At 65.7% G+C, this 18,304-nt stretch carries 12 protein-coding genes and 1 pseudogene; 8 read left to right on the forward strand and 5 right to left on the reverse strand.

The window, feature by feature from the left end; all coding sequences use genetic code 11:
- The first annotated feature begins 86 nt into the window (after window positions 1-86).
- The 4 genes from AC3G88_RS20440 to benD are packed head-to-tail and all read left to right on the forward strand — an operon-like array spanning window position 87 to window position 3,764.
- Window positions 87-1,445 (forward strand): SRPBCC family protein, encoded by a 1,359-nt coding sequence (locus tag AC3G88_RS20440; RefSeq protein ID WP_488773842.1) that lies wholly within the window; start codon window positions 87-89, stop codon window positions 1,443-1,445.
- On the forward strand, window positions 1,442-1,930 hold the full coding sequence (gene benB, locus AC3G88_RS20445) for a benzoate 1,2-dioxygenase small subunit (protein WP_153947017.1): 489 nt from the start codon (window positions 1,442-1,444) through the stop codon (window positions 1,928-1,930). The genes AC3G88_RS20440 and benB overlap by 4 nt, the downstream gene beginning before the upstream one ends.
- Before the next feature lie 38 nt (window positions 1,931-1,968).
- Window positions 1,969-2,991, forward strand: a complete 1,023-nt coding sequence (benC, locus tag AC3G88_RS20450; RefSeq protein ID WP_488773841.1) for a benzoate 1,2-dioxygenase electron transfer component BenC — start codon at window positions 1,969-1,971, stop codon at window positions 2,989-2,991.
- A complete protein-coding gene (gene benD / locus AC3G88_RS20455) occupies window positions 2,988-3,764 on the forward strand; it encodes a benzoate diol dehydrogenase BenD (protein ID WP_488773840.1) in 777 nt (258 codons plus the stop codon). Before benC ends, benD begins: the two co-directional genes overlap by 4 nt.
- A 23-nt stretch (window positions 3,765-3,787) precedes the next feature.
- Here the strand turns inward: benD and AC3G88_RS20460 are convergent, their stop codons facing one another.
- Entirely contained in the window at window positions 3,788-6,475 is a 2,688-nt protein-coding gene (locus tag AC3G88_RS20460; protein ID WP_488893811.1) for an ATP-binding protein, read from the reverse strand.
- A 229-nt stretch (window positions 6,476-6,704) separates the two neighbouring features.
- Between AC3G88_RS20460 and AC3G88_RS20465 the strand changes: the two genes are divergently transcribed.
- Window positions 6,705-7,136: a hypothetical protein gene (locus AC3G88_RS20465; protein ID WP_488893812.1), complete on the forward strand. Its 432-nt coding sequence runs from the start codon at window positions 6,705-6,707 to the stop codon at window positions 7,134-7,136.
- Between the two features lie 426 nt (window positions 7,137-7,562).
- Here AC3G88_RS20465 and AC3G88_RS20470 read toward each other — a convergent pair.
- Window positions 7,563-9,017, reverse strand: a pseudogene (locus AC3G88_RS20470) (serine/threonine protein kinase); the annotation flags it as partial.
- Between the two features lie 179 nt (window positions 9,018-9,196).
- Between AC3G88_RS20470 and AC3G88_RS20475 the strand changes: the two are divergent.
- Window positions 9,197-10,288 (forward strand): Bug family tripartite tricarboxylate transporter substrate binding protein, encoded by a 1,092-nt coding sequence (locus AC3G88_RS20475; protein WP_488893813.1) that lies wholly within the window; start codon window positions 9,197-9,199, stop codon window positions 10,286-10,288.
- Window positions 10,289-10,318: 30 nt separating this feature from the next.
- Here the strand turns inward: AC3G88_RS20475 and AC3G88_RS20480 are convergent, their stop codons facing one another.
- Window positions 10,319-10,564: a hypothetical protein gene (locus tag AC3G88_RS20480; RefSeq protein WP_488773837.1), complete on the reverse strand. Its 246-nt coding sequence runs from the start codon at window positions 10,562-10,564 to the stop codon at window positions 10,319-10,321.
- 237 nt (window positions 10,565-10,801) lie between these two features.
- Between AC3G88_RS20480 and AC3G88_RS20485 the strand changes: the two genes are divergently transcribed.
- Entirely contained in the window at window positions 10,802-14,977 is a 4,176-nt protein-coding gene (locus AC3G88_RS20485; protein WP_488773836.1) for a chemotaxis protein CheB, read from the forward strand.
- Window positions 14,978-15,052: 75 nt separating this feature from the next.
- Complete coding sequence (locus AC3G88_RS20490; RefSeq protein WP_488773835.1) at window positions 15,053-16,039, forward strand: chemotaxis protein CheB; 987 nt, start codon at window positions 15,053-15,055, stop codon at window positions 16,037-16,039.
- Between the two features lie 58 nt (window positions 16,040-16,097).
- Here the strand turns inward: AC3G88_RS20490 and AC3G88_RS20495 are convergent, their stop codons facing one another.
- Together AC3G88_RS20495 and AC3G88_RS20500 are read right to left on the reverse strand one after the other, a co-directional pair.
- Window positions 16,098-16,910 (reverse strand): MetQ/NlpA family ABC transporter substrate-binding protein, encoded by an 813-nt coding sequence (locus tag AC3G88_RS20495; protein ID WP_488773834.1) that lies wholly within the window; start codon window positions 16,908-16,910, stop codon window positions 16,098-16,100.
- A gap of 23 nt (window positions 16,911-16,933) precedes the next feature.
- Complete coding sequence (locus AC3G88_RS20500; protein WP_488773870.1) at window positions 16,934-18,301, reverse strand: LLM class flavin-dependent oxidoreductase; 1,368 nt, start codon at window positions 18,299-18,301, stop codon at window positions 16,934-16,936.
- Window positions 18,302-18,304 lie beyond the last annotated feature (3 nt).

The raw sequence follows: 18,304 nt of genomic DNA on the forward strand, positions 1-18,304 counted from the left end.
TGGCTGACCAGGCCGCTCCCCCTTCCGCACGAATCCTCTGCACCAATGCCCGGCTTCGCCACGAAGCCGGCATAGGGAGACAACGCATGTCCGCAACCATCGACAAGGCACGACAACTGGACGATCTGCTGAGCAACGCCGTCCAGGACGACAAGGAGAACGGCGTGTTCCGCTGCCGCCGCGACATCTTCACCAACGCTGATCTGTACGAACTCGAGATGAAGCACATCTTCGAGGGCAACTGGGTGTACCTGGCCCACGAGAGCCAGGTCCCGAACGTCAACGACTACTACACCACCTGGATCGGCCGCCAGCCCATCGTCATCACGCGCGACAAGGCTGGGGAACTGCACGCGGTCATCAATGCCTGCGCGCACAAGGGCGCCATGCTCTGCCGGCGCAAGCACGGCAACAAAGGCAGCTTCACGTGTCCGTTTCACGGGTGGACGTTCTCCAATGCCGGCAAGCTGCTGAAGGTGAAGGACGAGAAAACCACCGAATATCCGGTGCAGTTCAACAAGGACGGCTCGCACGACCTGCGGAAGGTTGCGCGCTTCCAGAACTATCGTGGCTTCCTGTTCGGCAGCCTGAGCGCCGACGTGATGCCGCTGGAGGATTACCTCGGCGAGACCAGGATCATCATCGACCAGATCGTGTCGCAGGCACCGGAAGGGCTGGAAGTGCTGCGCGGCAATTCCTCCTACATCTACGACGGCAACTGGAAGATGCAGATGGAGAACGGTTGCGACGGCTATCACGTCAGCACCGTGCACTGGAACTACGCCGCAACGATGGGCCGGCGCAGGGTCGAGGGCACGAAGGCGGTGGATGCGAACGGCTGGAGCAAATCGGTCGCGGGCGTGTATGGCTTCGAACATGGCCACATCCTGCTGTGGACCAACACGATGAACCCGGAAGTTCGGCCGGTCCATCAGCATCGCGAAGAGATTGCGGCGCGCGTTGGCGAGGACAAGGCGCACTACATCGTCAACCAGACGCGGAACCTGTGCCTGTATCCGAACGTGTTCCTGATGGATCAGTTCAGCACCCAGATTCGCGTCGTCCGTCCGCTTGGCGTCGACAAGACCGAAGTCAGCATTTTCTGCTTCGCGCCGAAGGGCGAGAGCGCCGAAAGCCGCGCCATTCGCATTCGCCAGTACGAGGATTTCTTCAACGTGTCGGGCATGGGCACCAGCGATGACCTCGAAGAGTTCCGTGCCTGCCAGGCCGGTTACGCCGGCACGACGTCGATGTGGAACGACATGTCGCGCGGTGCGCCGTTGTGGGTGAACGGACCCGACGCGAACGCGAAGGGCATGGGGCTGAATCCGCGCATCTCGGGCGAGCGAAGCGAGGACGAAGGTCTCTTCGTGGTGCAGCACGAATACTGGATGCGGGTGATGCGCGAAGCCCTGCGCAAGGAACAGGCAGAGGCAGCGGTATGACGATCGACCATCAAACCATCTGCAATGCCCTGTACCGGGAGGCGCGCTTTCTGGATGACCGTCAGTGGGACGAATGGCTGGCGTGCTACGCGGACGACGTCACGTACTGGATGCCCGCCTGGGATGACGATGACAAGCTCACCGAAGATCCCCAGCGCGAGATTTCCCTGATGTACTACGCGGACCGTGGCGGCCTGGAAGACCGGGTGTTCCGTATCCGGACCGAGCGCAGCAGCGCATCGATGCCGGAGCCGCGCACGAGCCACAACGTCACCAACGTCGAAGTGCTGGCCGAACGTGATGACGAAATCGACGTTCGCTACAACTTCCACACGCTGAGCCACCGCTACAAGGTGACGGACCAGTACTTCGGCACGGTCTACCTCACCTTCCGCAAGGTGGGCGATCGCCTGCTGATTTCCAGCAAGAAGATCGCGCTCAAGAATGACTATATCCGCCAGGTGCTCGACGTCTACCACGTCTGAGCGCGCGGATCGGATCGAGACAGGACGCAGGAGGCAACATGTCCAGCTACAACATTGCACTGAATTTTGAAGACGGTGTCACCCGCTTCGTCGAATGCAAGGCCGGGGAAAAGGTCCTCGATGCCGCATTTCGCGCCAGGATCAATCTGCCGATGGATTGCTCCGACGGCGTGTGTGGCACCTGCAAGTGCCGCGCCGAGAGCGGCAGCTACGACCTGGGCGACGAATACATCGAAGACGCGCTGAGCGACGACGAGAAGGCGGGCGGGCTGGTCCTGACATGCCAGATGGTGCCGCAGAGCGACTGCGTCATCGCCGTCCCGGCATCGTCGGCGATGTGCAAGACGGGGCAAAGCAAATTCGCCGCGACGGTCACGAAGCTCGAACAGCACAACGACGCAGCCGTGGTGCTGGAACTGGACGTGGACAGCATTCCCCCGGTCTTCCTGGCTGGCCAGTACGTCAACATCGATGTTCCCGGTAGCGGCCAGCATCGGTCGTATTCGTTCTCGTCCCCGCCAGGCGCATCGAAGGTCAGCTTCCTGATCAAGAAGATACCCGGGGGCGTGATGAGCACCTGGCTGGAGTCGGCCCGCCCCGGGCACAAGGTGCAACTGACCGGCCCCCTGGGCAGCTTCTACCTCCGGGCCGTGGAACGTCCCTTGCTGTTTCTGGCGGGCGGCACGGGCCTGGCCCCTTTCCTGTCGATGCTCGAAGTGCTGGTTCACGCGAATTCGCAGCAGAAGGTGCACCTGATCTACGGCGTGACGCGAGACCTCGATCTGGTGCAGGTCGAGGCAATCGAATCCTACATCGACAGGTTGCCCAATTTCACGTTCAGCACCGTGGTCGCGGATGGGCAATCGAATCACCCGCGCAAGGGCTGGGTGACCCAGCATATGCCTGCGGAATGCCTGAATGGCGGCGATGTTGACGTGTACCTGTGCGGCCCCCCGCCGATGGTCGATGCCGTGCGCAAGTTCTTCGACGACAACGGCGTGAAGCCCGCCAGTTTCCACTACGAGAAGTTCACGCCCAACGCGGCGCCGGTGACGCCATGAGCGGCCGTCGATTCGAAGGCAAGGTGATGGTGGTCACCGGGGCTGCCCAGGGCATCGGGCGGGGCGTGGCACTGCGCGCTGCGGCGGAAGGTGCGAAGGTCCTGCTGGTCGATCGCGCCGACTTCGTCTCGGAGGTCGCGGCCGAGGCGGCGGGGGCTGACACGGCCGCCTTCATGGCTGACCTTGAGACCTACGAGGGGGCAGCCGCTGCGATGGATTTCGCGATAAAGGTATTCGGTCGCATCGACATCCTGATCAACGGCGTGGGCGGGGCGATCCGGATGCGGCCGTTTGCGCAATTCGAGCCCGCCCAGATCGATGCGGAGATTCGCCGTTCGCTCATGCCCACCTTGTACGGCTGCCACGCAGTCCTGCCGCATATGCTGGCGCAAGGCGGCGGCACGATCGTGAACGTCTCGTCGAACGCCACTCGTGGTATCCGCCGCGTGCCGTACTCGGCGGCGAAGGGCGGGGTGAATGCCCTGACACAGTCACTGGCCATGGAGTATGGCGAACACAATATTCGCGTGGTCGCGGCAGCGCCGGGCGGCACCCAGGCCCCGCCGCGACGCGTCCCCCGCAATGCGGCAGGAGACACCGAGCAAGAACGGCTCTGGATGGGTGAGGCGGTCAAGCAGGTCACCGAGTCGACCTTCTTCCGGCGATACGCAACGCTCGACGAGCAGATCTCGCCGATTCTCTTCCTCGCGTCCGATGAAGCCGGCTACATCACCGGTGCCGTGCTGCCGGTGGCAGGCGGCGACAACGGTTAGCTCCCGCCAGCATCAAAAAATGGTCATCGGCGTGGTGCCGCGCCTGTCCCCGCCGTGCCGTCGGCCGGCAGACTGAATCCGAATACCGCTCCCTTCGGACGGTTCGGCCACGCCTGCAATTTGCCGCCGTGGGCCTCCAGGATCGTGCGGCAGATCGACAGGCCCATGCCCATGCCTTCGGGCTTGGTCGTGTAGAACGCCTCGAACAGTTCGTCGGGATCGGGCGGCAGGCCAACGCCGACGTCATGCACGGTCACCAGCACCTCACCCGCCGGGTTGACCGCCGAACGGACCGTCAGCTCGCGCACATGCGCATCGATGCCGCGCATGGCCTCGATGGCATTGACGGCCAGGTTCAGGAACACCTGCTGAAGCTGAACCTTGTCGGCGGACACCATGGGCAGCGCCGGCAGCAGTTCGGTCCTGAGCATGACCCGGTGGCGCGTCAGCTCGCCGGCCAGAAGCGGCAGAGTCTCGGCGGTCATCGCATTGAGGTCGATCCGTTGCGCCTGTGGTCCGGCCTTGCGCAACATGGCCCGCATGCCGACGATCACATCGCGCGCGCGCTGACCCTGCTGGACGATGCTGTGGAGCGATTCCACGGCCTCGGCGACGTTGGGTGTCTCGCGTTTGAGCCAGCGCAGGGCGACATTGGCTTCGATGGTCAGCGCGGCCACAGGTTGGCTCACCTCGTGTGCGATGGACGCCGTCAACGCGCTGAGCGTCATGACGCGGCTGACGTGCGCCAGTTCGGCCTGGGCCCGGTGCAACGCTTCGTCGGCTTCCCGGCGCTGCTCGCCAAGCCGGCTGTTCTCGATGGCGCTGGCCGCCTGGAACGCCAGCAGCTTGATCACCTCGATCCGTGCCGGCACGAACGCGCCCGGCGCCAGCCCGTTTTCCAGATACAGCACGCCCGTCAGCTTGCCCTGGTTCAGCAGCGGCAGGCACAGCATCGAGCGCGTCCGGCGCTGACGTATGTAAGGGTCGGCCGAAAAGGATGGCTGGGCCGCGGCATCGTCGATCACCACATGCTCGTGGCACTCCAGCACGTGCCGGACGATGGACAGCGGTAGCTCAGCGGCGTCGAGCGGCAAGTCCGTCAGCGCCACGGCGGTGGTGTCGTCGCGAACGGCAGCTTCGGCTGCCACGCGATGCCCCGTGCCGTGCGGCAGGATCAACAGCCCGCGTGATGCCCCCGCGTGCGCGATGGCCGTGCGCATCAGGGTGGCCAGCAACCGATCGAGGCGGGTTTCGCCGGATACCGCCTCGGAGATCGCCATGACCGTAGCCAGGTCCAGGTGTTGAAGCGGTGCGCCGATGGTGCCCATCAACGGCGTCGAAGCGGGAACGGCATTGGCATCGGCAGCCAGGGCGGGATGCTGCCGGTCGAGCTGCCAGACCTTGGCGTCGGCGCCCCAGTGCAGGTAGCCATGGCGCGCCTGTCGCAGATAGACCAGCGCCACGTTGTCGAGCCGCCGGCTCAGGTAGAAACGTGCCGCAAGCTCGTTGGCCAGCGCCTGCATGTGGATGAGGTCGCTGTCACGTGCCGATCCGATGGCGGCTTCGAAGCCACGCATCGCGTCGATGTCGCGCCCCTCCAGCCTGGCGATTTCCGCCTCGACCATCAGGGCCCGGTGCGCGAACGTGGCCGGACAGCGCCGGGCCCACTGGGCCAGCTGCCGATGGTGGCTGGCCAACACGGGAAGGTGGATGGCCAGGTCGTCCGCGACGGCGGGATTGCAGCATGTCGCGCGCGCCAGCGCCGCGTAGAAGTGATACTCGGCCTGTTCGAAATAGGCGGGAGACGTCCACAGCAGCGCGCGGGCCCGTTCGGCCGCATCCAGCGCCTGCGCCGCTTCGCCGGCCAGATAGCGCGCCTGCAGCTTGCGGATCCAGTACCAGCACGACGCAAGGCGCAGCCCCACGTCGCTGTCCAGCCGCGCCTCGAACGCTGCCTCGCTGAAATCCCTCGTGTCGAAGCGTCCGAACACGGGGGTTAGTCCGCGCAAGGTCCGCACCAGCTGGCGCTGCGCGGCAAGGCGGTCCGCCACCAGCGCGAAGCGCGGTCCCCACGCGAACACGCTGCCCGTATCCGCATCGTGCTGCACGCGCCCCAGCGGGTCGCCAACCGCCAGCGCGTGGGTCATCAGGTTGCTGTGGATGTAGGCGGCGTAGGTGAGGTCGCCGATCTGTGCCGTCAGCGCCAGCGCCTGGCGCAACAGGGCGCGTGCCACGCGCAGGGGTTGCGTCCAGTGCAGCAGGTTGCCGCCCGCCACCTGGTACACGCGGGCGCGCACCCGCTCGACGCCTTGCTGCTCGGCCACGGTCAGTGCCAGGCGCTGGAACGCGATGCCGGCCGTCCCGTCCGGCGCCGCCGCAGTGCGCAGCATCGCCAGCCATGCATAGGCCAGACACGATTCCTCGCTGTTCCCCAGCGAGATGCTCAGGTTGACCATGCGCAGGATGACCAGCGTGCGCAGGTGATCGTCGGTGTACCAGGCCGGCTGCAGCAGCGCTGTCAGCACGCGCATCGTGGCAAGCCCGCCGGTGTCCGTCATGGGCGGCAATGTGCTGAGGCTGGCGATGTCCCGGCCATCGAGCAGGCCTGTGAGCAACGCCTCTTCCTGCGCCACGACCGACGCAGCAGGCTGGGCGGTCCAGTCGATACCGGCGCGGCGCAGGTAGGCCAGGCCAATCGTCACGGCTTCCACGCGCCGCCCGCCCGCCCGTCAGCAGCAAGCCAAGCTGGAGTTGCGTGACAACCCCCAGCGCTGTCAGTGACGACGTGCGTGCAGCCAGCGCCGCCAGCCGCGGTTCGGCACGCGCGGAATCCCCGGTCAGGAATTCGCATTCGGCCATATGCCGCGTCAGCGAGAACGCGAGCGCTTCGCATCGCGCAAAGGCGTCGTCGCCAAGCAACGCGAGACCGGTTGAAAGATAGTGAAGCGCGGCGGTGTTGGCACAGGTGGACTTGGCGCGCAGCCCAGCGGCCAGGTTCAGTTCCGCGAGCCTGTCGCGTTCGTCCTGCGTGTCGATCTGGCTGGCCGCCCGGTTCCACTGGCCGACGATCGTAAAGACGTTGGCATCGATCTCTTCCGTTGGCGTGCGGTCCAGCAGCAGGCGGCCGAGGTGCAGATGGAACGCCTGCCGCTCCGGCTCGGGAATGCCCGCATAGGCGGCTTCGAGGATGCGGTCGTGCCGGAAGCGCAGCACGTGATCCTTGCGCGAGACCAGGCCCGCATGCACGGCTTCGCGGATCGCCGGGTCCAGTTCGCCGGGCTCGCGCGTCCAGGCGCGCGCCAGTGTTTCGACTGGGGTGTCGTTGCCCAGGCAGGCCAGAAGCTTCAGCGCCGCACGGGTCCGGGCGGATAGCCGGCCAATCCGCCCGACCATCAATGCCACGACATTGTCGGTGAAACCCTTTGCCGCAATCTGGTCAAGGTCCCAGGTCCAGCACGCTGCGTTGTGGTCGAAGCGCAGCAGGCCTTCGGTCGCCAGTTCGCTCAGGAACTGCGTGGCGAAGAACGGGTTGCCAGCCGTCTTCTCCATCACCAGGCGTGCCAGCGGCGCACTGGCCGTGGCGTCGCAATGGAGTGTTTTGGCAACGAGCCGATGCAGGTCCGATGCATCGAGACAGCCCAGTTCGATATGGGCCACGCTGGCACCATCGGCGCGCAACGCCCCGACGCAGTGCGTGACCGTGTGGCCATCGTCCACTTCCTGGCTGCGATAGGCGCAGACCACGAGCAGGTGCGTCGTGGCCGGATCGGTCAACAACTGGTGCAGCAGCGCCGTGGTTTCATTGTCGAGCCACTGGATGTCGTCGAAGCACAGCGTCAGCGGCCCGGCGGCACGTGCCAGGGCCGCCGTGAGGCAGTGCAAGGCGAGCTGCAGCCGTGGCCCGGCCTCGCGCGACTGCGTGTCGGGCACCCAAGGCACCGGACCCAGCATGGTTTCGAGTTCGGGCAGCAGCGATACCAGCAGCCCGGCGTTCGGTCCGAGGGCTTCGGTAATGACGGTGCGCCATGACGCCACGTCGGCCGGATCGCGGGCCAGCCGTTCCTGGAGCAGGCCCCGCAGCGCCTGCGCCAGCGTGGCATAGGGCAGCCGCGCGCCGGCATCGGCCGGGCCCTCGGTCGAGGCATCGGCCGGGGCATCCGACTTGCCGGTGGCGCAAAGGCCGCCACGCCCGGCGACGGTTCGCGCGAACGACTGCATGACCGACGTCTTGCCGACGCCCGAATGCCCGGACACCATCACGATCTCGCTGCAGCCCGTGGCGGCAACGCGGTCGAAGGTATCCACCAGCGTTGCCACGGTCTGCTCGCGGCCATAGAGGTGTTCGCGCAGTGCGAAGACGTCCGAATGGTCGCCCTGGCCAAGCCCGAACGGCGCGATGTCGCCGTGCGCCTGCAGCGTCTGGCGACAGTGCCGCAGGTCGCGCAGCAGGCCGGCCGCTGTCTGGTAGCGTTCCCCGGGCGCCTTTGCCAGAAGCTTCATGACCAGATCCGACAGGATCGCGGGCACCGTGGCCACGCGGCTGGTCGGTGGCGCCGGCAAGCGCGCCAGGTGGGCGTGGACCCAGTCAAGGGGGTCCACGCCGGCGAAGGGAAGCGCCCCGGTCAGCATCTGGTAGAAAGTGATGCCGAGCGAATACAGGTCGCTGCGCGCGTCGATGGCCCGGTTCATCCGGCCGGTTTGCTCGGGCGCCATATAGGCAAGCGTGCCGGCGATTTCGCTGGCCTCAGGCAGCGGCTCGGCGCTGCGCGACGCCCGCGACGCGATGCCGAAGCCGATCAGCCAGGCGCGGGTGCGGTCCGCCGCCACCAGGAAGTGGGCCGGCTTCAGATCCTTGTGAATCAGGCCGCGCTGATGAAGCTTGCCAACGGCGCTGGCCATGGCGATGGCGATATCAAGGAACGCCGCTGCGGCCATCGGCGAGCCCAGCATCGGGGCGAGGGGCTCGCCGCCCGGGTCGTCAAGCAGCAGCACGGCGGTATCGCGCTCGCGCAGCAAGGTCAGCGGGCGGGCGGCCCAGTCCGCGTCGATGTCGTCGCGCAGCGCGTATTCGTGAACAAGGCGGTCGAGGGTGGCCGGTGTGCGATGCCCGTCGGCGGCCCAGACGCCGAGCGCGGGTGTCTTGCCGCCGTCCTCCCGCAAGAGCCAGCCGCGTCCGAACCGGCGGTCGCCTGCATCCCACGTGGAATCGAAACCGAGGCCGACACCGGCCCGGGGGAAGTACATGGAAGACATCGCTATGCTGACGAAGGGGCGGAGGTAACACCCGAGGATTCAAGAGGGGGGCGCTGCAGGCAGGCCAGATATTATCAAATAGCCGTGGGCGGCCAGGGGTATGATCTCGTCCGGAAAACCACCCGGTGACCTGACCTGGACCTCGGCGCATCGCGCGTTCCAGCCCTTCCCAGAAAAGCATGCGATTTGAACCTCCCGCGGCCACCGGACGCATCTTCACCCGGATCAGGCAGGCAGCGCCGGCCGGGCTGCGGATATTGCGTCGCACGATTGCCCGGCAAGCCGGGGTGCTGCTGGCTGCGGCATTCGTCACGGTTCATCCGGCGTGGGCCGCCTACCCCGAACAGCCGGTCACGATCATCGTGCCGTATCCGCCGGGCGGCCCGGCGGACCTGGTCGCGCGTCCGCTGGGCGCCGCATTGCAGAAGCGGCTTGGGACGCCAGTACTGCTGGAATACAAGCCGGGGGCAGGCGGACAGATTGCGCTGCGATATGTGCAGCGGGCCAGGAACGACGGCTATACCCTCGTGCTTGCCCTTGCCGCCTACGCCATCGGTCCGCTCGTCAGCCAGTCGGCCGGCTACGATCCCATCAAGGATTTCCAGCCGGTCTCGCTCGTGGCAAAGCAGCCGCTGGTGCTCTATGTCGGGCCGAATTCCCGGTTTCATTCGGTCGCCGACCTGATCCAGCGTGCAAAGTCGAATCCCGAGAGGGTGACCGTGGCGTCGTCGGGGTATGGCAATACCAGCCACCTGGCCATCGAGCTGCTTTCGCAGGCGGCCGGAATCCGGGTGATGCATGTCCCGTATCACGGCGGCGTCCAGTCCGTGGCGGCCGCCATGAGTGGCGATGTGGATGCCGTGTTCGCCGGTGCGGATAGCCTGAGATACGTCAGTTCGGGCAAATTGCGCGCGCTGGCCGTGGCCGCCGATGTCCGGCTGCCCATTGCTCCCGACACGCCCACCTTTGTCGAGGCCGGCGTGCGCAATATGTTCGTCACCGGCTGGTATGGCGTTCTGGCGCCGAAAGGCACCCCCGGGGACAGGATCGAGACCCTCGACCTCGCCATCCGCCAGGCGCTTGCGGAACTGACGCTCAACGAGATGCTGGCCGGCTACGGCTTCAAGGTGCTGCATGCCGGCCCGGCGGACTTCCAGACGTTTATCGAACAGGAGCTGGCGCGGTGGAAGCGGCTGATCGTGGACCGGCACATCGTCCCCGAGCAGATCGATGCCCCCGCGCAAAAGCCCACTGGCGGCACACGCCGGTAGCCGCGGGCGCCCCGGTTGGGCAGGCGGCGGCTATCGCCTTCGCCTGTGGAACCAGTTGTTACGCCCCAGTTCCTGTTCCACCACATGCATGTGGTGGCGTCCGATGGCGAGTGCTTCGCGCAATTCCCAAAGCAGATTCACGGAATTCAGTTCGTCCCGGTGGCGGTACTGGCAGAGCCGGACAATCTCGATCTGCCGCCGCACCAGTTGCCGGCAGCGGGTGACGTGTTGACGAGCGGTAGCAAGCTCTTTGAGGATGGATGAGGGATGCTGCATGATGGCCTCTGTACTCCTAAAGGTAGGCCTGCTGCGCTGCATCGGCAAGTGCTGATGATCGCCAGATACCGGCGCTTCCGCCCCTGGCGGCCGGGACGTGGGCGCCTGGCATGCGCCAACCCGCCGATCGCCTGGCCCGGCGGCGTATTTCCTGCGCCCGGGACGCTACAATGAGCCCCGATTGTGCCTTCGGATGCCTCGTCCAGCCGCTGCGACGAGTGTGGGATGGGAGGAATCATGGCGCGGAAGAAACTCAAGGAGAAGAAGGTGGGAAATCCGGCGGGCGCGGTAAAGAGTACGTTGCGTTTCCCTGTCGTTGGCATCGGCGCTTCCGCAGGCGGCCTGAGGGCCCTGCAGACGCTGTTCCAGCATGCGCCGGAACAGATGGACATGGCCTTCGTCGTGGTGCTGCACCTGGCGCCGGACCTCGAAAGCCAGGTCGCGGCCCTGATTCAGCGTGTCACGAACATGCCCGTCAGCGAAGTCCGTACCACGACGCCGATCCAGGAGAATCACATCTATGTGGTGGCGCCGGGCACCCATCTCGAGATGTCCGATGGCTGTCTCCGGGTCGTGGAACAGCCGAATACCTTTGGGCGGCCCTTTGCGATCGATCATTTCTTCCGTACCCTCGCCGATGCTCACGAGCGGCGGGCCATTGGTATCGTGCTGTCCGGCTCCGGGTCCGATGGCACGATCGGAATGGGCCGGATCCGCGAGGTCGGCGGCCTGACCCTGGCGCAGTCGCCGGACGACGCCGAACATCCGGAGATGCCGCGCGCCGCCATCCACGCGGGCTGGGTCGATATCGTATTGCCTGCGGCCGAGATGCCGCAGCGGCTCATGGAACTGTGGGAGAACATCCAGCGCATCGAGCCGCAGGATGCAGTGCTTGAAGACGACGACTTGCAGGAACCCGGCCAGTCGCCCAAGACGAGCGGGGAACGGGCGCTGTCCGAAATCCTGATGCATCTGCGTGTGCGCACGGGGCATGACTTCCGCTTCTACAAGCGCGCCACGGTGCTCCGTCGCATCGAGCGGCGCATGCAGTTCAATGGCCAGAGCGACCTGGCGGCCTATCGCGATTTCCTCCGGGCAACCCCGGACGAGGCCAGCGCGCTGCTGGGCGACATGCTGATCGGCGTGACGCAGTTCTTCCGGGATGGCGAGGCCTTCGAGTTTCTCGAACAGGAAATGATTCCGACGCTGTTCGACGGCAAGCTCAGCGACGACGATCAGGTGCGGGTGTGGGTGGCCGGCTGCGCCACTGGCGAGGAAGCGTATTCCATTTCGATCCTGCTGGCCCAGGCCCGCGAGACGGCGGCCTCGGCCCGACCCATCCAGGTGTTTGCGACCGATATCGACGTGGCGGCCATCGGCCGGGCGCGCACGGGGTCGTATCCGCTGTCCATCGCCAACGATGTCCCGCCGGCTCTCCTGCAGCGTTACTTCACCCGCGAGGGCGCGCACTACGCCATCAGCAAGGCGGTGCGCGAGCGCATCCTGTTCGCGCCGCACAGTCTGCTGCGCGATCCACCTTTCTCGCACCTGGATCTGATCTCTTGCCGAAACGTGCTCATCTATCTGGAACGTGCGGTCCAGCGGCAGATCCTGGAGCTGTTCCACTTCGCCCTTCGGCCCAACGGGCTGCTGTTCCTTGGGACGGCGGAATCGGCCGACGCCGCGGATGACCTGTTTGCGGTGGTGGACAAGAAGTGGCGGGTCTATCGCGCACGCGCGGTGTCGCAGCGCGCCAAGCCGCCGATTGGCTTCCCGGTCCTGACGCCGGCCGACACCAGCATGGCCGACGACCGGCCGGCCGTTACCATGCCGCTGCGTACCACGACCAGTTCGCCCCAGCGCAGTTTTTCGCTGACGGAGCTGCACCAGCGCGCGCTGGAGACGTATTCCCCGCCAAGCGTCATCATCGACCGCGAGTCGAACGTCGTTCACCTGTCCGACAATGCGGGCAGGTTCCTGCGGCATGTGGGGGGCGAACTGACCACGAACATCATGACGCTGGTGCTGCCCGAGCTGCGGCTCGACTTGCGCACGGCGATCTTCCGGGCGTTGCAGACCGGCACCAGCGTGGAGGCGCGCAAGGTCAAGTGGGATCATGACCCCGAAGTGTCGTGGATCAGCATGACGGTGCGGCCGTTTCACGACAAGGTTGCCAATGCCGACTTCCTGCTGGTCGTCTTCGATGAGGTGGCCGGTCACATGACCGAAGAGGAGCTGGCCGCCGCTTCCGGGCAGGACCCGGTCCTGGCGCAGCTCGAACTGGAACTGCAGCACAGCAGGGAGCAGCTGGCGACGATCATCGAGCAGTACGAGACGTCGGTGGAGGAGCTGAAGGCATCCAACGAGGAGTTGCAGGCCATCAACGAGGAACTGCGTTCGACCAGCGAAGAGCTTGAAAGCAGCAAGGAAGAACTGCAGTCGGTCAATGAAGAGCTGACCACGGCGAATGCCGAGATGCAGGCGCGGATCGAGGATACGGCCAAGGCCAACGATGACCTGCATAACATCATTGCCTCCAGCGAGATCGCCACGGTCTTTGTCGACAAGGAAATCCGGATCAAGCGGTTTACGCCGAACGCGACCGCCATTTTCAACCTGATCGACTCCGATCTTGGCCGCTCTCTGTTCCACATCACGCATACGCTGCGCTATCCGACCCTGGTCGATGACGTGAGGCAGTCGTTCCAGTCGCTGAGGCTGACCGAGCGGGAGATCCAGAGCGAGGCGGGGCGGTGGTATCTGATGCGGCTCCTGCCCTATCGCACGGCGGACGACCATATCGACGGGGCGGTGATCACGCTGATCGATGTGACGGATCGCCATCAGGCCGAGGAAGCCGCCCGTGCGGGGGCGCAGCGGCTGCGGCTGGTGGCGCAGTCCACCAAGGACTACGCCATCATCATCCAGGACCGCGAAGGGCTGATCGTCAGCTGGAACGCCGGGGCGGAGCGGATCTTCGGCTATACGGAAGACGAGCTCATCGGCAAGAGCGTGGAGGCAATCTACGAGGTCAACGATCGGCAGACATCGGTGCCCGCCCATGAGCGGGACACGGCCATGAAGGAAGGTCGGGCGGACGACGAGCGGTGGTATCGCACGAAGGACGGCCGACGGATTTACTGCAGCGGCGTGGTCACCCCCATCACGGACACATCGTTCAGCGGCTTCGCCAAGATTGTGCGCGACCTCACGGCCCGCAAGCTCCATGAGGATGCGAGCCGCGATGCGCTGGCCAAGGAGCAGGCCGCGCGCGAGCAGGCGCTCAATGCCAGCCAGCTCAAGGACGAGTTCATTGCCGTGCTTTCGCACGAACTGAAGCACCCGCTCAACCTGATTGGCGTCAAGGCGGAAATGCTTCCGCGACTGCCCGAGGTGCGCAATGTCGCCGCGGTCCGCGAAGCGGCCGGCGCCATCCGCCAGGCCGTGCGCAGCCAGGCGCAGATTATCGACGATCTGCTCGATCTTTCGCGCGTGCAGACCGGCAAGCTGGCCCTGGACGTGTCGCGCGTCGATCTGTCGGCGATGCTGGTGGACGTTGCGCGGACCTGCGAGCAGGATGTCGGCGACCGCGGCATCACCATGCGGCTGGCGCTGCCGGATCGTCCGGCCATCGCCCTGGTGGACCGCGTGCGCTGCGAGCAGATCATCTGGAACCTCGTCTCCAATGCCTTGAAGTTCTCGGAGGCGAATGGGCAGATCGATCTGCGGCTGTCTCGGGAAGGCGGGATGCTGCGTATCGAGGTGAGCGACAACGGTCAGGGCATCGATGCCGCCCTGCTGCCGTACGTGTTCGACATGTACCGGCAAGGCGGTCGCGACAGGGCGAAGGGCGGGCTCGGCATTGGTCTGGCGCTGGTGAAGCAGCTTGCCCGGATGCACGGTGGCAGGGTGACCGCCAGATCGGAAGGCCCCGGCCACGGTACGACCATGACGGTATGGCTGCCCGCCGCGCCCGCCGATAACGCATCGGACCCGGACGCCGCGGACGGCATGCAGAGCATTGCCGGCCTGCGGATTCTCCTGGTGGAAGGCGACCGGGACACGTCCGCCGCACTCGCCGAGCTCCTGGAAGTGGAAGGGGCAACCGTGAGCGTGGCAACGTCCGGTGCCGAGGCGCTGGAGATCCTGGCCGACGTGCCGATCGACGCCATCGTCTCGGATATCGGGCTGGCCGATATGGACGGCTACGCGCTCATGCGCAATATCCGCCAGGACGCCCGATGGGCGAATATCTGGTCGGTGGCCCTGACCGGACGCGATCACAAGGAGGATGCCAGAGCCGCCCGGGAAGCCGGATACAACAAGCATCTTGCCAAGCCGCTCGACTTCCAGGAATTGCTCGGCGCGCTGAGCGATCTGGTGCCCCGGCAGGACGGCGCCAAGCCCGACTGAGACGGCCGGCACAAGCCTTCCGCGCCTGTTGTGCCACGGGTGCGGAACTTGCTTTTCCCGTAAAAAGGAAAAGCCATGCGCAGAGATATTGTCGTTGTAGCTGCATCCCGGGGCGCACTTCCGGTCCTCAAGACGCTCGTCGAAGGCCTGACCAGGGACCTGGAGCTTGTCATGCTTGTGGTGCTGCACATTGGACGGCACCGCAGCATCCTGCCGGAACTGCTGTCGAAGTGGGGCTGCTTCCCGGCGCACCACCCCCAGCACGGCGAAGCAATTCAACACGGCAGAATTTACGTGGCGCCGCCGGATCGACACATGGTCGTGCGTGGCGACACCGTGTGCCTGCTGGAGACGGCACCGGAGAATTTCTGCCGGCCAGCCGCCGATCCGCTGTTCCGGTCGGCCAGCGCACAATACAAGGAGCGTGTGGTCGGCATTGTGATGAGCGGCGAACTCGACGACGGTGCGGCGGGCCTTGCGGCGATCGAGGCACGCGGCGGCTATCGGATCGTCCAGGATCCGGACGATTGCGAGGCGTCCTCCATGCCTCGCAGCGCAATCGCCGCGGCGGGGGCCGACGCCATTGTCGGGCAGGATGGGCTCGCCGATGCGCTGCGGGCTGCCGTCAACGGGGCGGCACGGCAAAAGGAGTCAATCATGAGCAACCTGACAGACCTGGATCGCGAGGAGCGGATTGGGGACAGCGGCGTTGCGGAACCCCGGCAACTGGACGCTATCGCGGATCGCTCGGCACTGACTTGCCCGACATGTCACGGCGTGCTGTGGCGGTTGCGGGACGATCGGCCATTGCGATACCGCTGTCACACGGGCCACGCCTTCTCCGCGCTGTCGCTCGACGCCGCGAACGCCCAGGAGACTGCCGATGCAATCTGGGGGGCGCTTCGGGCCGTCCATGAACGGATCATATTCGCCCAGGAACGGCAGCAATGGGCCAGGCGCGTGGGCAACCACACCGACGTGGCGATCGAACAGTCACGCATAGACGAGAACGAGAAACTCGCCGAGCTGTTGCGCGCGGCCGCCGGCACGCGCATGAGCTGAACGCGACACGCAACGCGTCAGCGGCTTGCAGCCAGCGTCCCGGCGAACACTCGCTGCGCTATTGCTGATAGGGCGGCGCGACGAATCCCGCAAAACGCTGTTGCGTCACGGCCTTGAAGTCGGCGGACCGGTAGGCATCGCGAATGTCGGACACGAACGGCTTGTTCAGGTCATCGGTCCTGACAGCCACCAGGTTCATGTAGTAGTCGGGCACCTTCTCCAGCGCCAGTGACGACGTCAGCTTGAGCCCGGCCGCGAGCGCGAAATTGCCATTCACGAAGGCGTAGTCCACGTCATCAAGCGAGCGGGGCAACTGGGCGGCCTCCAGCTGGATCAGCTTGAGCCTGTGCGGATTGCCGTCGATGTCGCGCTCGCTTGCCCGCACGGGATCGGTGCCGGGCTTGAGCGTGACCCAGCCGATCTGCGCAAGGATGGCGACGGCGCGCGCCAGATTGGTCGGATCGTTGGGCAGCGATACGGTGGCGCCGGGCTTCACTTCGCCCAGCGTCTTGTGCTTGTGGCTGTAAATGCCGATCGGCGCCGTGGGCACCTGGATCAGCGCCGACAGTTGAAGCTTGCGATCCGCCGAGAACTTCTTCAAATACACCGAGTTCTGGAAGGCGTTGGCATCGATGGCGCCGTCGGCCAGCGCGAGATTCGGCTGCACGTAGTCGCTGAACTCGACAATCGTCACCTTGTAGCCGCGCTTTTCCAGAATCGGCTTGATGCCATAGCGCACCTGGTCCGCGTAAGGCCCCGCCGTGGCGCCGAAGCGGATTTCCTTCCTGTCGGCGTCTGCGGCCTGCGATCCCTGCACGATACCGAACGCCAGCAACGCGGCGACCAGCTTGACCCCGGTCTTGATGAACATGTGGCTCCTTTTCTCTTGTGATATCAGAACTGGCGGAACGCGGCGGCGGCATGCCGTTGGGGCAGCCGGTCGCCGCTGGAAAACAGCTTGTGCCGTAGCGAACCCTCGGCATACGCGGTCTTGTAGCGGCCCCGATCCTGCAACGCGGGAACGACCAGGTCCACAAAGTCCTGGTGGCTTTCGGGCGCCACCGTGCGGCTTAGATTGAAGCCGTCGATGCCGGTCTCGTCGACCCATTCGGCAAGCGTGTCCGCTACCTGCGACGCGTCACCGACGATGGCCGGATAACGTCCGCCCAGCGTGAACAGGTCCAGCAGCTTGCGGCGCGTCCAGCCGTGCTGCGCGGCGGTGCGGGTGGCCGATTCGATGGCGTTGCCGCCGCCGTAGTCAACGGGATCGTCGAGGCCATAGCGGCCAAAGTCCACGCCGGTGCTGGCGGCAAAGTGGGCGAGCCCGGCTTCGCGGCTGGCGTAGTCGCGGTATTCGGCATGTTTTTCTCGGGCTTCCGCCTCGGTGCGGCCGGTGACCACCGCCGCGCCCATGAATACCTTCACGTCGTCCGGATGACGGCCGGCAGCCACAAGCTGCTCGCGCAACGCGGTCACCGTCTTGCGCGCCGTGTCCTTGCTGGGCGGCGAGATGAAGACGCATTCCGCATGGCGTGCCGCAAATCGCTGCCCCCGGCCGGAGCTGCCGGCCTGGAACAGTACCGGCGTGCGCTGTGGCGACGGCTCGGACAGGTGGTAGCCGTCCACCTTGTAGTACCGGCCGTGGTGGCTCACCTTGCGCACCCTGGCCGGATCGGCGAAGACGCGCGCGGCCTTGTCGCGCCGCACGGCGTCGTCCTGCCAGCTGCCTTCCCAGAGCTTGTAGAGCACCTCCAGATATTCGTCGGCGCGGTCGTAGCGTTCGTCATGGGCAAGCTGCGCGTCCAGTCCCATCGCGCGCGCGGCGCTGTCGAGGTAGCCCGTCACGATATTCCAGCCCACGCGGCCGCGCGTGAGGTGATCCAGCGTCGAGAACCGGCGCGCCAGCAGGTACGGCTGCTCGTACGTCAGGTTCACCGTGACCCCAAAGCCAAGATGCCGCGTGGCGGCGGCCATGGCCGGCACGATCAGCAGCGGGTCGTTCACGGGAAGCTGCACCGATTCCTGCAGCGACACATCGACGTTGTTGCGATATACGTCGTACACGCCAACGATATCGGCGATAAACAGGCCGTCGAACAGGCCACGCTCCAGCGTACGCGCCTGGTCGATCCAGTATTCGAGCGTGTTGTAGTCGGCAGACCGGTCCCGCGGATGCGTCCACAGGCCATGGTTGATATGCCCGACACAGTTCATGTCGAAGGCGTTGAGCAGGATGTGCCGCCGTTGCGAACCATCGTCCATCAC

The sequence above is a fragment of the Cupriavidus sp. 86D6 genome (assembly GCF_057815095.1).